The 17,301-nt window shown below is 38.8% G+C and carries 16 protein-coding genes; 11 read left to right on the top strand and 5 right to left on the bottom strand.

From position 1 onward, the window contains the following. Positions 1-54: 54 nt before the first annotated feature. Positions 55-282: a hypothetical protein gene (locus F2A31_RS02450; RefSeq protein ID WP_215899267.1), complete on the bottom strand. Its 228-nt coding sequence runs from the start codon at positions 280-282 to the stop codon at positions 55-57. Between the two features lie 57 nt (positions 283-339). Between F2A31_RS02450 and F2A31_RS02445 the strand changes: the two genes are divergently transcribed. The 3 genes from F2A31_RS02445 to F2A31_RS02435 are packed head-to-tail and all read left to right on the top strand — an operon-like array spanning position 340 to position 2,518. Continuing rightward, entirely contained in the window at positions 340-801 is a 462-nt protein-coding gene (locus tag F2A31_RS02445) for a YfiR family protein (RefSeq protein WP_150025016.1), read from the top strand. A 5-nt stretch (positions 802-806) separates the two neighbouring features. After that, complete coding sequence (locus F2A31_RS02440; protein ID WP_150025015.1) at positions 807-2,030, top strand: diguanylate cyclase domain-containing protein; 1,224 nt, start codon at positions 807-809, stop codon at positions 2,028-2,030. 8 nt (positions 2,031-2,038) lie between these two features. Continuing rightward, a complete protein-coding gene (locus F2A31_RS02435) occupies positions 2,039-2,518 on the top strand; it encodes an OmpA family protein (protein WP_150025014.1) in 480 nt (159 codons plus the stop codon). Positions 2,519-2,574: 56 nt separating this feature from the next. Here F2A31_RS02435 and F2A31_RS02430 read toward each other — a convergent pair whose 3' ends face one another. Beyond that, positions 2,575-3,585: a metallophosphoesterase gene (locus F2A31_RS02430; RefSeq protein WP_150025013.1), complete on the bottom strand. Its 1,011-nt coding sequence runs from the start codon at positions 3,583-3,585 to the stop codon at positions 2,575-2,577. A gap of 167 nt (positions 3,586-3,752) precedes the next feature. Here F2A31_RS02430 and F2A31_RS02425 point away from each other — a divergent pair, with 167 nt between their 5' ends. After that, the gene (locus F2A31_RS02425) at positions 3,753-5,315 is read left to right on the top strand and encodes a phospholipase D family protein (RefSeq protein WP_407643274.1); all 1,563 of its coding nucleotides are present in this window, start codon (positions 3,753-3,755) and stop codon (positions 5,313-5,315) included. Here F2A31_RS02425 and F2A31_RS02420 read toward each other — a convergent pair. After that, positions 5,308-6,138: a lysophospholipid acyltransferase family protein gene (locus tag F2A31_RS02420; RefSeq protein ID WP_150025011.1), complete on the bottom strand. Its 831-nt coding sequence runs from the start codon at positions 6,136-6,138 to the stop codon at positions 5,308-5,310. The genes F2A31_RS02425 and F2A31_RS02420 overlap by 8 nt on opposite strands. 415 nt (positions 6,139-6,553) lie before the next feature. On the opposite strand from F2A31_RS02420, the gene hflX reads away from it, so the two are divergent. The 4 genes from hflX (at position 6,554) to F2A31_RS02400 (ending at position 9,543) form a co-directional block, all read left to right on the top strand. Further along, complete coding sequence (gene hflX / locus F2A31_RS02415; protein ID WP_150025010.1) at positions 6,554-7,891, top strand: ribosome rescue GTPase HflX; 1,338 nt, start codon at positions 6,554-6,556, stop codon at positions 7,889-7,891. Between the two features lie 78 nt (positions 7,892-7,969). After that, positions 7,970-8,332: a hypothetical protein gene (locus F2A31_RS02410; RefSeq protein ID WP_150025009.1), complete on the top strand. Its 363-nt coding sequence runs from the start codon at positions 7,970-7,972 to the stop codon at positions 8,330-8,332. 10 nt (positions 8,333-8,342) lie between these two features. After that, positions 8,343-9,011, top strand: coding sequence for an LrgB family protein (locus F2A31_RS02405; protein WP_150025008.1), 669 nt, complete (start codon positions 8,343-8,345; stop codon positions 9,009-9,011). Positions 9,012-9,099: 88 nt separating this feature from the next. Beyond that, on the top strand, positions 9,100-9,543 hold the full coding sequence (locus tag F2A31_RS02400) for a DUF2147 domain-containing protein (RefSeq protein ID WP_150025007.1): 444 nt from the start codon (positions 9,100-9,102) through the stop codon (positions 9,541-9,543). 77 nt (positions 9,544-9,620) lie between these two features. Here F2A31_RS02400 and F2A31_RS02395 read toward each other — a convergent pair whose 3' ends face one another. Then, positions 9,621-11,804, bottom strand: coding sequence for a carboxy terminal-processing peptidase (locus F2A31_RS02395; protein WP_150025006.1), 2,184 nt, complete (start codon positions 11,802-11,804; stop codon positions 9,621-9,623). Positions 11,805-12,052: 248 nt separating this feature from the next. Here F2A31_RS02395 and nagZ point away from each other — a divergent pair, with 248 nt between their 5' ends. Both nagZ and F2A31_RS02385 read left to right on the top strand, forming a co-directional pair. Further along, positions 12,053-13,075, top strand: coding sequence for a beta-N-acetylhexosaminidase (gene nagZ / locus F2A31_RS02390; protein WP_150025005.1), 1,023 nt, complete (start codon positions 12,053-12,055; stop codon positions 13,073-13,075). A gap of 371 nt (positions 13,076-13,446) precedes the next feature. Continuing rightward, positions 13,447-14,286, top strand: a complete 840-nt coding sequence (locus F2A31_RS02385; protein WP_150025004.1) for a class I SAM-dependent methyltransferase — start codon at positions 13,447-13,449, stop codon at positions 14,284-14,286. Between the two features lie 68 nt (positions 14,287-14,354). Here F2A31_RS02385 and F2A31_RS02380 read toward each other — a convergent pair whose 3' ends face one another. After that, a complete protein-coding gene (locus F2A31_RS02380; protein ID WP_150025003.1) occupies positions 14,355-15,665 on the bottom strand; it encodes an alpha/beta fold hydrolase in 1,311 nt (436 codons plus the stop codon). 354 nt (positions 15,666-16,019) lie between these two features. On the opposite strand from F2A31_RS02380, the gene F2A31_RS02375 reads away from it, so the two are divergent. Continuing rightward, the gene (locus tag F2A31_RS02375) at positions 16,020-17,285 is read left to right on the top strand and encodes a glutamate-5-semialdehyde dehydrogenase (protein WP_150025002.1); all 1,266 of its coding nucleotides are present in this window, start codon (positions 16,020-16,022) and stop codon (positions 17,283-17,285) included. Positions 17,286-17,301: the final 16 nt, after the last annotated feature.

The following is a 17,301-nucleotide window of genomic DNA, read 5'->3' as shown; positions in this document are numbered from 1 at the left end:
CTGGTAATTTAGATATTTTATCAACTTATCAACCACACCAAGAATCTAACCACTTCAAGCCAAATCCTTGTTTATCAACAAGTTTTTATCCGCATCACCGCCGATGGATGTGCATTCTACAGCATTCACATAACAACACAACCCCTTTTCTTTCTTTTTATTCCTAAGTGAACGTTTTTTGAACGCAACAGTTACTTTTAATGCTTTTTCTTTGTCTTTAAGAGCTATTTTTAAACAATTAAGTAAAGTAGAATATGTTTCTTGCTTCACATTTTTTGGCATTTTTGATTGAAAAGACGGTATATTTTTAGGATAACTCAATATTTATGGCTAATAGGATTGATTTCTATAAGCCCGTTTAGCTATGCCATTTCGAGCCATAGCTTTTATGAATTAACATTATCTATATTAAGCTATACTAAATGGCCCAATACCACACGCCCCACAATTTGCGTTTTAGATAACAATGAAGCAGCATCCCAATTTCAAACAAATATCCGCCAACTTTCATACGATTACCAAGTACAAGCTATAAGTACAAAAGATTTTGTAAAAACAGATTGCCATGTTGTATATTTTTCTACAGCAACACCTCAACAACAACAGAGTCTTATTCAGGCCCATCCTTCTCGTTCGTTGCTTTCTTTAAGTACAAATAACCCTGCATGCGAGATTGGAAGTATTTTTTGTTTATATAGTCGTCAGACCTTTTCTTCCTTCAAAGTGAATTTGGATGCTTTAAGTGCTTCCAAAGTTCATATTGATCCACGTGTTCTACTCTTAGCTAAAAATACGGAGTGATCAACGTGATTTCAAGTTTATATCAGTCAACTTCATTACATGCTCTCTTCCGTAAGTCTCAATTTACAATCTTTGCGATTACTTTTGTTATTTGCTCATTTACTTTTGCTACGATTTCAATGTTCACCATGGAAACTTATGCAAAACAGAATCTTCAATTATTAAGCCAAACGGTTCTGGAAAGAATTCAACCTGCTGTTGTTTTTAAAGATAAAGGAACAATTGATCAAATTCTTTCAGATTACACGACAAGCCATGCGATTCGTAGTATTCATGTATATAACGCTCAGAAACAGCTACTCGCTGAAAGCAGCAAAACTATTGAACACACCTCTTTTTTGCAAGATCTACTCGATAATTGGTTTTTACACGATCCCGTTCAGTTAACCGTTATTCATAATAAAAAACAGGTTGGTGAATTAGTACTCTACGGTAGCTCTGAAAATATTTTGCATTTTCTTAAAACCATTATTATTGGTCTAGCAATTTCAATGTTTTTTATCGTGATTGCACTATTATGGTCAATCAATCTAACTTACCGTCAAATCATGCAAGCGATAAAGCCACTTACTCATATTGCACAGCTAGTGAGTGATCAAAAAGCATATAATTTGCGGTTCCCCAATAATCGTATCCGTGAATTCCAAAATTTAAACACGGTCTTTAATGAACTACTTGAAGAAATCCAGATTTGGCATACTCATCTTCAAAAAGAAAATCATCAATTATCATTTCAAGCCCATCACGATCAGTTGACAGGTCTGCCTAACCGTCATTACTTCTATGAAGAGCTGAACAATATTTTTGAAAATCCTCAGTATAGGCACAATTCTGCATTATTATTTCTAGATAATAACAAGTTTAAAGCGATTAATGATCAATATGGACATTTAGCTGGAGATGCTGTTTTAACTGAAATGGCATCCCGCTTAAAGCAGTCTGTTCGCCATGAAGATTTTATTGCACGTTTAGGTGGGGATGAATTTGCAATCATTCTCCATGCAATTCATCATGCCGATCATCTCGAACCAATTGCAAATGTGATACTTGAGAGTTGCAAAGCACCATTAGATTTTAATGGCCAATCTATTCAGTTCAGTTTTAGCCTAGGAATAGCCTTATCCCAATTTGCTGAAAACCCAGAAGATTTGGTCATGCAAGCAGACCAAGCCATGTATAAAGCTAAAAATTTAAACCCTCATTGGTTTCTTTATAAACCAGAAATTTAGGATATGTTATGCGCGCGCACACACTTAAAATTTCATTTATTGCGTTACTCTGCCTAACATTGGCTGGATGTTTGAGTTTTGGTCCATTGAAATACCGTCAGGTGAAAATGCTAAAACAAGAAGGCTTTGTTTTAACTGACGAAGGTTGGAGTTTAGGTCTCCCTGAACGCTTACTCTTTGATTTTAATAAATCAGATATCAAACAAGAGCATGCAAATGAGATTGCTCGTCTTGCCAAGCAACTCAATAAATATGATTTACAAAAACTCAAAATTGTAGGACATACCGATGATGTCGGCAATCCAGAATACAATCAAAAGCTTTCTGAAGAACGTGCTCAAAGCGTTTCTATGATTTTTCTCAATCAGGGCTTTAAACAGAATAATTTAACAGTCATTGGTCGTGGCTCAAGCCAACCATATCTACCTAATACTTCTGAGGAAAACCGAGCGAGCAATCGTCGTGTAGCCGTGATCATTATCCCTTAATTTCTAGATCACTCTTTCCCCAAAAAGCCAACTCATAGTCAGTTGGCTTTTTATTTTTAGATGAGTTCGATAATATCGATAGTGGGTGGCACTCTAAATCGAAAAGGCACCCCAACCATCCCTGTCCCGACTGTTACAAAGACATCAGCATGCTCATGCGAATAAAAACCTTTTTTATGTCCTAAAATTGAAACCTTTTTCATAATATAGTTGGTTACCCAAGGTAGCTCAATTTGACCGCCATGCGTATGTCCAGACAGCATCAATGGACGCATAGGTAATTCGGGCACCATATCAACAGTATCAGGGTTATGAGATAAAATTAACCAGGGTTTATCTTGGGGCAGATCAGGCAAAAAGCGCATATTGGCTTTACCAGCCCACAGATCACCAATACCAATAAGACGAAATTCGTCAAAATCAACAATTTTACCTTCGATATCTATCACATCGTTTTGCGCCAGTGCTTCACTTAAAAGCCCTTGAATAGGTGGTCCTGGATATTGTTCATCATGATTTCCAGGAACAGAATAAACAGGAGCCTTAATTTTCTTTAGGACCTCAAGTTCATAAATAAGTCGATTTTCTGGTTCATAGGTCCAATCCCCAGCAACGACAACCAAATCAGGTTGCTGCTGATTTAACTTTTTAACAATACTTTTAAGTTGTCGCTCATGCCCTGAGAATAATCCAACATGCAAATCTGCAACCAATGCCACTTTAATGGGACGCACAAATTCCCGTGCAGGATTCAAACGATATTGATGCTGTTTGACATGAACTTGGTGTGGTTCAATGAAACGTGCATAAACTAAAAAGCTACTCAAAAGAAAAACAAAAATAGCTTGATGAATATTGTAATATCCTGACCACCCTGCATATAGGCTAAAAAACCACAAAGGTACAAGTAAATAAGAGAGATAAAAAGCAAGTAAATGTACAAAAGCTTTAAATGGATGAATCGTTTCTGTACGTGATTGATGGACCCACGCCTCAATAAATGCCCAGAGTGCTAAAATCGCAAAAACAAGATAAAAACCAAAAATTATAGGATCTGAATTCGACATTAAAGCCCTCTTTCAATTTACACAGGGACATAGGTTGCATCTTATATTTATCTTTTTCGATGAAATGGTATACTCAACCCATCCTTTAATCAGTAACGATTATGACGCAATTTTCTCATTTAAATGGCAAACATACAAAGATAAGTACAAGTACTTACAATAAAAACATGCTTGCATTTTCTTGTGCAATTGCATTGACCATAAGTGGATGTAGCACTTTACCTCAACATAAAACACCACCAACACCATCAATAAGTGTTGCTGTTGAGCATGCAGAAACATCTCTAGCTCAAGTTATCCAACCTCTGCAAGCTCAACATCCCGAACTCACAGGTTTTCATGTTTTATTTGAACCATTAGAAGCCTTATCTGCACGTCTAAGCCTGATCGATAAGGCCGAAAAGAGCTTAGATCTACAATATTACATCTGGGATAATGACAAAGTTGGCGCACTTGCTTTACATGCACTGATACGTGCAGCAGATCGTGGGGTGAAAGTAAGATTATTAATCGATGATAACAATGCAAAAAAAACTGAAGGGATTTTCTTGGCTTTAGCCCAACACCCCAATATTGAAGTCAAATTATTCAACCCCTATCGTTTTCGTAAATATCGTGCCATCGATATGGTGCTCGACTTAAAACGCATCAATCGACGCATGCATAACAAAAGTTTTATTGCAGATCACCAAGTTGCATTGATTGGTGGACGTAATATGACAAATCAATATTATAACATCAGCGAAAATTTCCAGTTTTCCGATGTCGATGTTATGTTATTTGGTACAGCGGTAAATGATATTGCCGCATCCTTTGATGACTATTGGAATCACGAATATGCCTACGATGTTAGAGACATCGTCAAGCAGCGATCACATCGCCTTAGCTATGCTAGTTTGAAACAACAATTAGATGAACATTATCAACTTGCGACTGTACAGAACTACCTAGATATTACCAATCACTCCCAAACCATCAATGGTTTAATGAATCAACAAATTTCACTCGATTGGGTCAAAGCAGAAGTCGTCAAAGACTCTCCAGATAAAATCAAAGCTAAAGCAAAAAAAGAAGAACACTTAAACTTTCAGCTCATTAACCATCTTGAACAACCTGAGAAAAATATTGATTTAATCTCTGCTTATTTTGTTCCAGAGAAGAAAGGTACCAAGATTTTAACGGATTTGGCTCAGGATGGCATCGAAGTCAGAGTTCTTACCAACTCATTCAAAGCCAATGACGTCGCTGTTGTACATGCATTTTATGGTAAATATCGCCAAGAGTTACTCGAAAATGGAGTGCAACTCTATGAGTTTTTACCTGCAATAGACAAAAGCGACCTAGATAAACGAACTGAAGAACTGGCAAAAAAAGCAAAAGTGAGTCTTAAGGGTTTAAGCCGCTCTAGCCTACATGCCAAACTGATGGCTTTAGATGAAAAACAAGTTTTTATTGGCTCTTTTAATTTTGATCCACGCTCAGCATATTTAAATACTGAAATCGGAGTTCTCCTCAATAGTCCACCGCTTGCTCAAGCAGTACATACCACCATGGATCAAAATCTAACAAAGTTTGCATACAAATTAGTTCTGGATGCAAATAAAAAAATTACGTGGCAGCGTCAAACACCTCAAGGTCCAATCATTTATAGAAAAGAACCTAAAATGAAATGGTGGCAAAGAGCCGGAATAAAAATGATCTCATGGCTTCCTATTGAAGGTTTTATGTAAGATCATCATCCGGCAATACTTTTAGAACTTTGCGGTGCAGCTTCTTCAAACCTTCTCGCATCTGTAAATCTACTTCTTTAGTGAGACTATCAACGGTATGACCTTCAACGGGGATTGCTGGCAAAGTCAATAAATGTGCTGTAACTCTTGGCATTTCTAATACACGTTGTACATGCTCCACAAAAGTCATCGTACCAATAAATGGGGCCACCATATCAAGCTCACCATGTTGATTAACATAGCAAATAACACAAATTTGCACGGGTTTTTGAGCCTCTATCGCAGCACCCAATAAGCGACCATGCACTTTTTTAACCTTGCGACCATCTGTAGTTGTTGCTTCAGGAAAGAATAAAACAGGAATATCTTGTTTTAAAAAGTCTGCAATTTGCTCTCGAATACGCAGTGAATCACCTGACCCTCGTTTTATAAATAAGGTTCCACCGCCTTTAGCTAAACTTCCAAGTATCGGCCACTTTTCAACCTCAGCCTTGGCTAAAAAGAAAATTCTCGCTCCCGAACCAAGTACCGCAACATCTAACCATGAAATATGATTACTCACCCAAAGTGAAGGCTCTCTCGGTATACTGCCATGCACTTGTACATCTAAGTTAAAGACCTCACACAATCTTCGACAAAAATATTGGACATATCGGGTATTAATTGGATTATTTGGATCTTTATACAAACCATGTCGATAGATCAAATAAAAACCTTCACCAACGGTCTCTAAGCCTGCTGCTAATTTTCGACTATATAAACTAAATTTGGAGAGTAAACTTAATGGTGCATTACTTCTTGCTGTTGATACTTCTTGAGTCATAAAATCATTAAAACCATCAGGTCAGTAAATCACTGAACATGTATACATTGAATTAATCAAGTTATATCACGCTCATATCCTCTTATAAAAGTTTGTGTCATAACAAAAACCGAATGTAAGCATAATATTTTTCAATTTTAAATGGTTTTATAGATCAAATATAATTTAAAAATCGAATTTTCAAATTAAAAGGTGAACAGATGAAACCTCAAGCAACAGCATCTACACCTCAAACGGCGATCTCATATGGATATGCCTTGAGAATGTTTATTGGTTGGTCAATCTTATATTTCGGAACATTGGTAGGGTTTATAGAGCTTTTACGCAGCAATATTATATAAATCCCAACAGTCTCTGCCCTTTGCTTTCAGTTTGTTCTAGAATAAGACTTTAAGACCAAGGATTTATAAACAGCGTGGAAAATTTTGAACAGCATCAAAGTGGTGAACGAGCAATTTTGGTCAGTGTTTCCGTTCAGCTTCTTGATGATCTTGATGCTGAAGAATTCCGATTACTCGCTCAATCTGCTGGTGCCAAAGTCTTAGAACATATTTTAGTTCAACGCCATAAGCCAGATCCAAAATTTTTTATTGGCTCAGGTAAAGTTGATGAAATTGCAGAAGCCGTCAAAGAGTTTGAAGCAGAATTGGTGATCTTTGATCATTCATTATCTCCTGCTCAAGAACGCAACTTGGAAAAAATCCTTAAATGTCGAGTCATCGACCGTACTGGCTTGATTTTAGACATTTTTGCTTTACGAGCTCGCACGCATGAAGGTAAATTACAAGTTGAATTGGCTCAACTTAAACATTTATCTACTCGCTTGATTCGTGGTTTTACAGGTAACTTAGAACAGCAAAAAGGTGGGATTGGCCTACGCGGCCCTGGTGAATCACAACTCGAAACAGATCGCCGACTCATTCGGGTCCGAATTACCCAACTCAAAGACAAACTCATTAAAGTACAACAAACCCGTTTACAAGGTCGTGCTGCACGACAAAAAGCGGCTATCCCAACAATCTCTTTAGTCGGTTATACCAATGCAGGAAAATCAACATTATTTAATATTCTAGCAAAAAGTGATGTTTACGCTGCTGACCAACTCTTTGCTACACTTGACCCAACCTTACGTCGTCTTGATTGGGATGGTATCGGTACAGTTGTACTGGCAGACACTGTAGGATTTGTACGTAATCTACAACATGATTTAGTTGAATCTTTTAAAGCAACTTTAGAAGAGACACTAGAAGCGACATTACTATTGCATGTTATCGACAGTAGTAGCCCCAATATGCTTGAACAAATTGAAGCAGTGGAATCTGTTTTAAAAGAAATAGGAGCTGATGCACCTATTTTACATGTCTACAATAAAATCGACCTGAGCGGTGATACTGCTAAAATTATTTATAAAACACCTGAACTTCCAGATCGCGTTTATCTATCTGCACATTCAGGACAAGGATTGGATTTACTCAGTCAAGCAGTACAACAATGTCTGATGGGACAGTTACAACAATTTGATTTAGTCCTCAAACCTGCTTACGGTAAACTACGCACACAACTTTACACTTTGAACGTTATTCAATCTGAACATTATGATGATGAGGGTGACTTACATTTATCTATATGCATCGCCCCTCAAAAGCTAGAACAACTGATTAAACAAGCACGCTTACCATTAGACGAAATTGTTGGAGAAAAGGCATCCTTATTTCATCGAGTTTTAGAAGAGTTTGAATCTAAACAAGAATGAGTCACGCAATCCTTGGCTCCAATTCAAGTGTAATAACAGTATCAATCTTCATCGCTATCAACATGGGTAAGAAAGAACATGAAAGAAATTGATTGGACAGCTTGGTTTTACACAATTCTATTGATTGTTGTATTTCGTGAGGGGGCTGTCGCGATCACAACCTTTTTCAACCATCCCGAACTTGGAAATTTAGTGGGGCTCATTAGCCTACTCACTATCTTATTAATTTGGAGAAGGTTCCGCAAAATTTCTAATCGCCTAATTGATACCAACAATAAAATCATGAAAGAAAGCTCTTTTGCATTTCTACCGATTTGCGCTGGTTCATTAATCATGCTGGTTCATTTAGGTAAAGAAATTCCTGTATTTTTATTTATTCTTACCCTGAGTACTTTATTGCCATTATGGATTTACGCCAAAATGGCGAAACGTTGGTTATAGGAGTTCGTATATGTTTATGGTTATTTACGGATTCGTAATCACCTTGGTTAGTTATTTGATTGCTAAGCCTCTTAATAAGAAAATGCCTCAAATTCCACTAATTGTATTTGCTATGTTTATTGTCATTGGATTACTAGCAATCTTGGGTGTTCCATATGAACAGTATATGGATAATGTGAACGGGGTATTTAATCATTTACTTGGTTATGTCACAGTTGCCCTCGCAATTCCTTTGGCAGCAATGCGTTATGATGATTTACCAATCAAATCCATGATTGGAATTTTAGGCTTTGCCAGCATCAGTGCTGTAGCCCTACCTATGAGCCTTGCCTATTTGCTACATATGTCTGAACCTACAATCATGGCTTTTGCTACACGAGCAGTCACTACTCCAATTGCCTTAAACATTGCAACTTTACTCCATGCACCATTAATGATGGTTACCCTAATCGTGATTTTATCTGGCGTTATTGGAGCAGCTTTTTCACCTTGGATCTTAAAACATATTCACGATGAACGTGCTTCAGGTTTAGCATTGGGGCTTGCCGCCCATGCGATTGGTACAGCACAAGCATGGCAACGAGGTCCAGTTGCAGGACGTTATGCAGCATTTGGGATGGCGGTGAATGGTGTATTTACAGCCATTTGGTTACCTACATTTATTTTATCTCTATCCTAATTTTTGTCACAAATCTCATATTAATATTGAACTAGTTATTACAAATCAACCATAATAGAACACTTGAACATTAAATGGATTTTTGATCATGGGGAAAAAATTAATAAGTGTTTTATTCTTATCAACAATCAGCAGTTTTGCCTCTGCAGTTGATATCACGGGGCTCTGGCAAAGTATTGATGACAAGACGGGGGCGCCAAAAGCGTTAGTTGAAATTCGCCAAGAATCGAATGGCAGCTATACAGGGAAAATCGTTAAGATTACTCCCCGCACAGGTTATACACCAAAAGAAATCTGTGTTGATTGCCCACCACCATATACCAATAAACCAATTCTAGGCTTAGATGTGGTGACAGATTTAAAGTATAGTGAAGGTCTCAACTATACCAATGGTCGAATTTTAGATCCCAATACAGGTAAAATTTACAGCATGCGGGCTAAACTAAGTGCAAATGGCAAACGCTTACATTTACGAGGCTATCTAGGTGTATCAGCATTGGGCCGTAACCAAATCTGGATTCGCGCAGACTAAAATCCGATTAAAATAATCTATTAAAAAGCAAAAAGCCCTATGACATGATAGGGCTTTTTCACTATAACACTTTTAGATTATCTTGCTTGTAACTTTGCATAATCCAAAAGAACATTTGCCGCTTCAGTTACAAAAGCCTCTTCTTCTGGCAAAGGTGGACGTTGATGTGCCTTCATTTTAGCGCGAGCTTCAATTAAAGCATCAATAGAGGCTTGATAACTTTCCCAATTTGCATACGGTTTTTGACCTGATGCTATACGTCTCTGGTTTTCAGCTTCTAAAGTCTGTTTCTCTAAGTCAATCAATTCTGCACGGCGTTGGTTAATATCCAATACGACCTGCTTCTGATCAGAGGTTTTCTGTGCAATAGCCTTTCTCGCCTCTAGATATTTAAACTGCTCATCCAAAGCAACGCGCTCAGCAGAAAATTGAGATAATTTAGCAACATAAGGTTGAACAGAACCCTCACGTTTGAATGGTGCTGTTGGAATCGTATCCCACTTCAACGCATTCTTCGCTTTACGTTCACCAAACTCCTCGTTATAAATATCGACAAGTTTAATATCAGGAATTACACCCTTATTCTGGGTACTTCCACCCGTAATACGATAGAATTTACGCTGTGTTAGCGTGGCTTGCCCATAAGCTAACGAATCCAACTGAACTTGCGCAGTCCCTTTCCCTGTCGTAGTACTACCGATTACGATACCACGCTCATAATCTTGAATTGCAGCAGAGTAAATCTCACTCGCCGATGCTGATGCTAAATTCACAAGAACAGCCAATGGCCCTGCATAAATTTGTGCGCCACCATCGGTATCCTCAAATACATTGACATTACCATTACCATCCCGGATTTGAACCACAGGACCAGATTTGATGACTTGTCCCAGCATTCGTGCAACTTCTTCTAAAGAACCACCTGGATCATTTCGCAAATCAACCAAGATTCCTTCTACCTTTTTCGCTTTCAGTGCCTCTAAAGCTTTAGCCGTATCAACGGAAACAGAGCGATACTCAGCTCCAGCACGGCGTGAACGATAATCAAAATAGAAGGATGGAATTTCGATCACGCCAAAAGTATGCTTCTTCCCATCACGGGTAATCTCTATGGTACGTGAGCGAACGCCTGCATCTTCTTCCTGAATAACATCACGGGTTAAAGTGACATTACGTGCTTGACTCATCGGAGCACCAGGTCCAAGTAAACGTACAACCACTTTGGTTCCTCGCTTACCTCGAATCAAGCCAACGATTTCAGAGCTTGGCCAACCGATGACATCCACCATTTTCTCGCCGTCTTGCGCAACGCCAATAATGCGATCACCTGATTTAACTTGTCCAGACTTACTTGCAGGACCACCCTCGACGATCGTTTCAATCCGAGTGTAATCTTCATTGCCACGCTCTGGGCGAATCGAAACGCCAATCCCTTCTAAGCGTAAAGTCGTTTGGCGATTTAACTCCATTGCATCAATTGGTGGATAATAATTACTATGTGGATCGTAAGTCGCCAACATCGCATTTAAAGTTTTTTCTAAGACATCATCACTTTTTAGACGTGCCATACGCTCTAACTGACGCGTATAACGCTTGGTCAGCGTCTGAACAGGTGTAAGATCTTCAGGTCCTGTAAGGTCTTGTCCATTTGCAAGTGATGGATTTTCTTTTAATGCCTTTTGCTTGGCTAACTCTTCTTCTTTACTAATAGTTAAGTTAATTAACTGAGATACCAGCATTTTACGCCAATGCGCTTGTTGCTCAGCAGTGGTCTGGAAGTAAGGAGCTTTCTCTCGCTTTAGATCCAAGTAAACATCTTTTTGATGTAAATTTTGCGGCTTTTTCAACTCAGCCAACATAAACTCATAAAACTGTTTCAAACGCTCACGATACTGTGCGTGAATTTCAAATGGTCCAGTTAAATTCCCAGCTTTGAGTGAACTACCAAAATTTGAACCATATTTATTCTTATACGCTTCAACTTCACCACTCAAAAAAAGCGAATGATCAGGATCAAGACTATCTAAATACATATCCAAAACACGGTTGGAAGTCGATGCATCTAAGCGCATGTTAAGGTAGTGTTGGCGATCAACCAATGTTGCTAACTGACGTGCAACCAATGCTTGTTCTTGTGTAGGTTTAATCACCGTTGAGACAGCAGATGCTTCTGTTGCCGCAAATGCCTCATTAATTGTATGAGAGAAAAACAAACCACCAGTCGCAATTGCAACTGCACACGCTATCATTTGAAGTTTCATAAAATTTGGGTACTTCCTTGGATATGGCAATTATTACACGCCGATAGAGCAATTAAGAACATATTTCATCCGACACTTTATCAGCCTGCATACTTATCAGGCGCTATAAATAACCTCACAATAAGTATTTATCATCAATATCATGTAGTTTTATCATAATCTGTACTGACAAAATGTAGCAAATCATTGCACAATTTTGCTATCGTTTTTTTCATCATTTTTTTAATCAAAATTCAAACGGAATACATATGATTGGCGCTTTGATGCTAGATATTGCTGGCACAGAACTTACTCAAGAAGATATTGAACTATTACAAGCCCCGCAAGTCGGCGGCATGATTTTATTTGCACGAAATATTGAATCACCTCAACAAGTTCGCGCCCTAACCGATCATATGCGCCAAGTACGCCCTGATATTCTGATTGCCGTAGACCAAGAAGGCGGTCGGGTACAACGCTTGAGACAAGGTTTTACCTTATTACCGGCAATGGGAAGACTCGGTGAACACTATTTGGAAAACCCACAACAAGCGATTGAATTAGCAGAACAATGTGGTTGGCTGATGGCAACCGAAGTTTTAGCTGTTGGTATTGATTTCAGCTTTGCACCTGTTTTAGATCTGAATGATGTCAGTGATGTGATTGGTGATCGTGGTTTCTCTAAAAATATGCAAGATATTGTGCCTCTTGCCGACGCTTTTATGCGCGGAATGAAAAAAGCAGGTATGGCCACCACAGGCAAACACTTCCCCGGACATGGTTCGGTAAAAGCAGATTCGCATGTCGCCGCTGCCATTGATAGCCGTTCATATCAAGAAATTTATGACAAAGATATGCAAAGCTTTATCAAACTCATGCCTCAACTTGATGCTTTGATGCCTGCTCATGTGATCTATGATCAAGTCGATCCAAACCCTGCTGGATTCTCTCCTTTTTGGTTACAAACGATTCTACGTCAAGAGCTTAAATTTGACGGCGTACTGTTCTCTGATGATCTAAGTATGCAAGCTGCATGTGTTGCTGGTGGTGCCGATGCACGTATTCAAGCGGCATTAAGTGCAGGTTGTGATATGGGCTTAGTTTGCAATGATCGTAATGCCGCCTGCACAGCTTTGGATGGAATCCAAGAATTGGCGTTACCGAATCAACAACGATTAGAACGTATGCGCGGTAAAATCCCGAATATCCAGGTGGGTACAACCTTAACTTTAGACGACGAAAACTGGCAAAACGTCAGAAAAGTCATTGAAGAATTTAAGAATTCGTTCTAACTTTACAGAGTCATTGATAAATCTTTATTGCATAAGATTTTCTCAACAATTAGATACTCGGTAAGGTCATCCGCAACCTAAGCAAGTCAAAGCGACTAAAGCTTTGACTTAGTGCAAGACAAGCGAAGTGCGTAGTCTATACTCAAGCATAGCTTTCGCCTTGCGGTGCGACAAAGATTATTAATCTTTGCTATTCGCACCTCAGGTTTTACGGATGACAGATGGTTTTACCTACTTTTCCCGAAAGAAAAGTAGGTCGAGCCGAAGGCTGATAACTAAAATAAGATGAGAACACAGCATGACTCTGCTATGAAAATTACGGCATAAAAAATATCAAAGATAAATTTATGGAAAAATAGAGTCTAGGACAGATGACACAACAACTTTCAAAACACCGCCATATTTCATTTACTGCACACTATACGGGGTATATTTGGTATCAGATGGGGATTTCGCATCCCGCTCTTGCAACCGCAAAAGGTAAGACATTAGCCGCTCTAGTGCATCCAATTGAAAGCTGGGCCGAAAAATATGTCGGCGGCAGCATGCGAACAACCCTCAAGCAACGCCACACCATGCTAGATGCCCATTTAGAGCAACTTATCCACCAACATTCAGACTTACAAGTACTTGAAATTGCTTGCGGCTTATCACCTCGTGGATGGTGGTTTAGGCAACATTATCCAAACATTCATTATCGCGAACTCGATCTCCCCGATATGGCAGCAACAAAGCAAGCAGCATTACAACAGATCGAAGAAAATGTCGAAGAGGTTTTATCGGTAGACTTATTTACAGAGGCATTTGCAGCTGCCTTTGCTGTGTTTGATTCTAAACGCCCGCTAGTGATTATTAGTGAAGGTTTAATTAACTATTTTGATAAGCCATTATTACAACAATTGATCCAATCTATTGCAACTTACGGTGAAGGTTTTACAGCACTTCATTATCTTACCGATCTTTATCCAGAGCCAACGCAAAACAAACTTGCAACAATTATTTGGAACAGCAGCCGCTTGCTTAAATGGATGTCCCGTAGCGCCTTTAGTTTTCATTTTCAAACACCAACAGAAGTTGAACAATTTTTCCATGAAGCTGGTTTTAAACACGTTACGGTCTTACAACCTAAACAATTCTTCGAGCAAAAGCCGCTGAAAAATAAGCAACAGCATTTAGGCGATCTCGTCTGGACCATTCAAGCCAGTAAGTAATAACCCCAATAAAAAAGAGAAGTGGTCATAAATCGCCTACTTCCCTTTCATCTACTAAAAAAATGAAGTTACTGCTGTTTTTGACGTTGAATATAGCGTGTTAAACGATCAGCTATGTCAAAGTTGCCATGTTTAAACAAAATACGTAACCCTTGCGCTGTTGCATCAAAAGTTAAACATTCAATTTTAAATTCGCCTTCTTCATCAACCAAATGCAATGCTAAATCACGCGGATGTTGGCTAACAAAATTAAGCTGCTCTAAATCATCAAGTTTTAAATACACACCAAAGAAAGTGATATCAACAACTTTAACCAAAACTTCAGTATCTAAATGACGATGTGTTAGTTTAGTTTCTGGTTGCAAGACAGGAATACGTTCTTCACCACGACGTTCGATTTGTTTCATTTCCTCACGTGTCATGGTAATAATGCCATCAAGGTCATCGATGGATTCACCTTTCAAGAATGAAGTAAACAAATTCATTGTTTCTTTACGGCGTTGTAATTGTGGCACATGATCTGCGTTAGCAATCAAAGCAAACTGCATATCTTGGCATTGAAGTGCAAAGTCCGCATTTTCATGAGGTAAAGTAAAACTATCGTACTGCCCTGCTGCAACCAATGTTTTACATTGCGGTACAGGTACATCACTTAGACGAAGCAAACGATTGCAATTGATCTCGTAACGTTCACGCTCTGTTGCACTAAACTCAGCCATCTGTCTAAAAAACAAACGCTTTGCCGTCGGTGACATACGTGTTTTGTCCAGTTTGGCATGATTAACCAAATACAAGATAACAGCTTGCCCAAACTCCTCCATGCGATTCTCACGCATAAGATGCAATGACTCTTCGAGTAGCATACGCCAACTTTTACGCGTCTTTTGCATCACCCCCATCAACACCATACGATCAATCAGTTCTGGGCGTTGATGTGCAAATGAGGAAGCAACGACGGATCCCAAAGACATTCCCATCATAGAAACTTTATTAATTCCAACGATGTCGAGCCATTGACCAAGCATTTTGGATAGATCTGGTAACTCTAAAATACCAGCGGATTCCCCCGTATCAACATTACGAATTTGTTGATTTGCGCCCATGGATGGTAAATCGATTAAAATAACAGGACCACTCTCAAAAAGTTGCTCAACACAATATTTATAAGAGTTAAAATTTTGAAATGCGCCCCCGACAATTACAATCGGCGTGTTATAGATCGTTTTAGGATCTGCAATCGCCATATATTCAATTTTCCAACCATCTATCCACGTCGTACGTGCTGGTTGCTTAAAACTGTTTTTATTGTAGATGTCGAAAAAACCAAACCCTGTGTAGGTGTGATTTATATCCGAGTCCATTTGGATAATGGAATTCATGTCCTTCCTCCATCCTTGTTTATTTTTTTGATGCAAGAACCTCATTGTTAGCGATTTATACTTGCAGGTTAACAAATTTATAAAATTTGTATTACATATATCCTATACTTTTTCATTCTATACAAATGCACGTTTTATACGCAATCGTTTCCTTAACCACTTATCTTGTTTAATCCAATAATCTTTTGCAAAATATGTAATCTCAACTTTATATTCAATATCCCTATCGCATTAAAATAAAAAAATTTGCGTCAATTAACATTTTTAATTTTTTTGAATTGTCAGTTCCACCTATTCATTGTTCTGCATTTGACTGTTACTATCATTATCAGTACAGGCAATCCTTAAAATGCTATGCAAGATTCTATTGAAAACTATATGCAACAAGTGGGTATCCAAGCGCGCCAAGCTTCTCGTGTTTTAATGAGTGCATCAACTCATCTTAAAAACCATGCTTTATCTGCGATTTATACAGCGCTGGAAAATAACCAAGCACAAATTCTAGCAGCCAATCAAATTGATATGCAAAATGGTCGTCAAAAACAATTAGACACTGCTTTGCTAGATCGCTTAGAGCTTACGCCCGCACGTTTTAAAGGAATGCTTCAGGGGTTAAAAGATGTCATCGCCCTGATTGACCCTATTGGAGAGATTACCGACCTCGCTTATCGTCCATCAGGTATTCAGTTGGGTAAAATGCGTGTTCCATTGGGTGTCATTGGCATGATCTACGAATCTAGACCCAACGTGACACTAGAGGCAGCTTCTTTGGCTTTAAAGTCTGGTAATGCCATTATTTTACGTGGGGGTTCAGAAGCAATTGAATCAAATAAAGCGATTGCAACCGCGATTCAACATGGCTTGCAAATTTCAGGTTTGCCAGAACATGCCGTACAAGTGATTGATACGCCAGACCGTTCAGCAGTCGGCCATCTGATTACTATGACTGAATATGTTGATGTGATTGTACCACGTGGCGGAAAAAGCCTGATCGAACGCATTAGCCAAGAAGCACGTATTCCTGTCATTAAGCATTTAGATGGTAACTGTCATGTGTTTGTTGAAGCCCAAGCAGATTTGCAAAAAGCACTTCCAATTGCATTAAATGCAAAAACCCATCGCTATGGTGTATGTAATGCAATGGAAACGCTTTTGGTCGATGAGGCAATTGCAGAAGAGTTTTTACCGCATATTGCCGAATTATACGCCGAGAAACAGGTTGAATTACGTGGCTGTCCAGAGACACAACGTATCTTAGGTGTGTCAGTTAAAACCGCCACAGAAGAAGATTGGTATACCGAATATTTAGGGCCGATCCTTGCTGTAAAAGTGGTTACAGGCATGGATGAAGCAATCGAACATATCAACAAATATGGCTCTCATCATACAGATGCCATCATTACGGAAAACTTTAGTCTAGCGCGAGAGTTCTTAGCGCGTGTTGACTCAAGCTCTGTAATGATCAACGCATCAACTCGTTTTGCAGATGGTTTTGAATATGGCCTAGGTGCTGAGATCGGTATTTCTACCGATAAAATTCATGCCCGCGGTCCTGTCGGCCTTGAGGGATTAACCTCTCAGAAATGGATCGTCTTTGGTGATGGTCAAATCCGTCAATAATTAAAACTCATCTAGT

This window comes from Acinetobacter suaedae (genome assembly GCF_008630915.1).
Taxonomy (GTDB): domain Bacteria; phylum Pseudomonadota; class Gammaproteobacteria; order Pseudomonadales; family Moraxellaceae; genus Acinetobacter; species Acinetobacter suaedae.
This window is presented reverse-complemented; position numbering and strand designations above follow the sequence as displayed.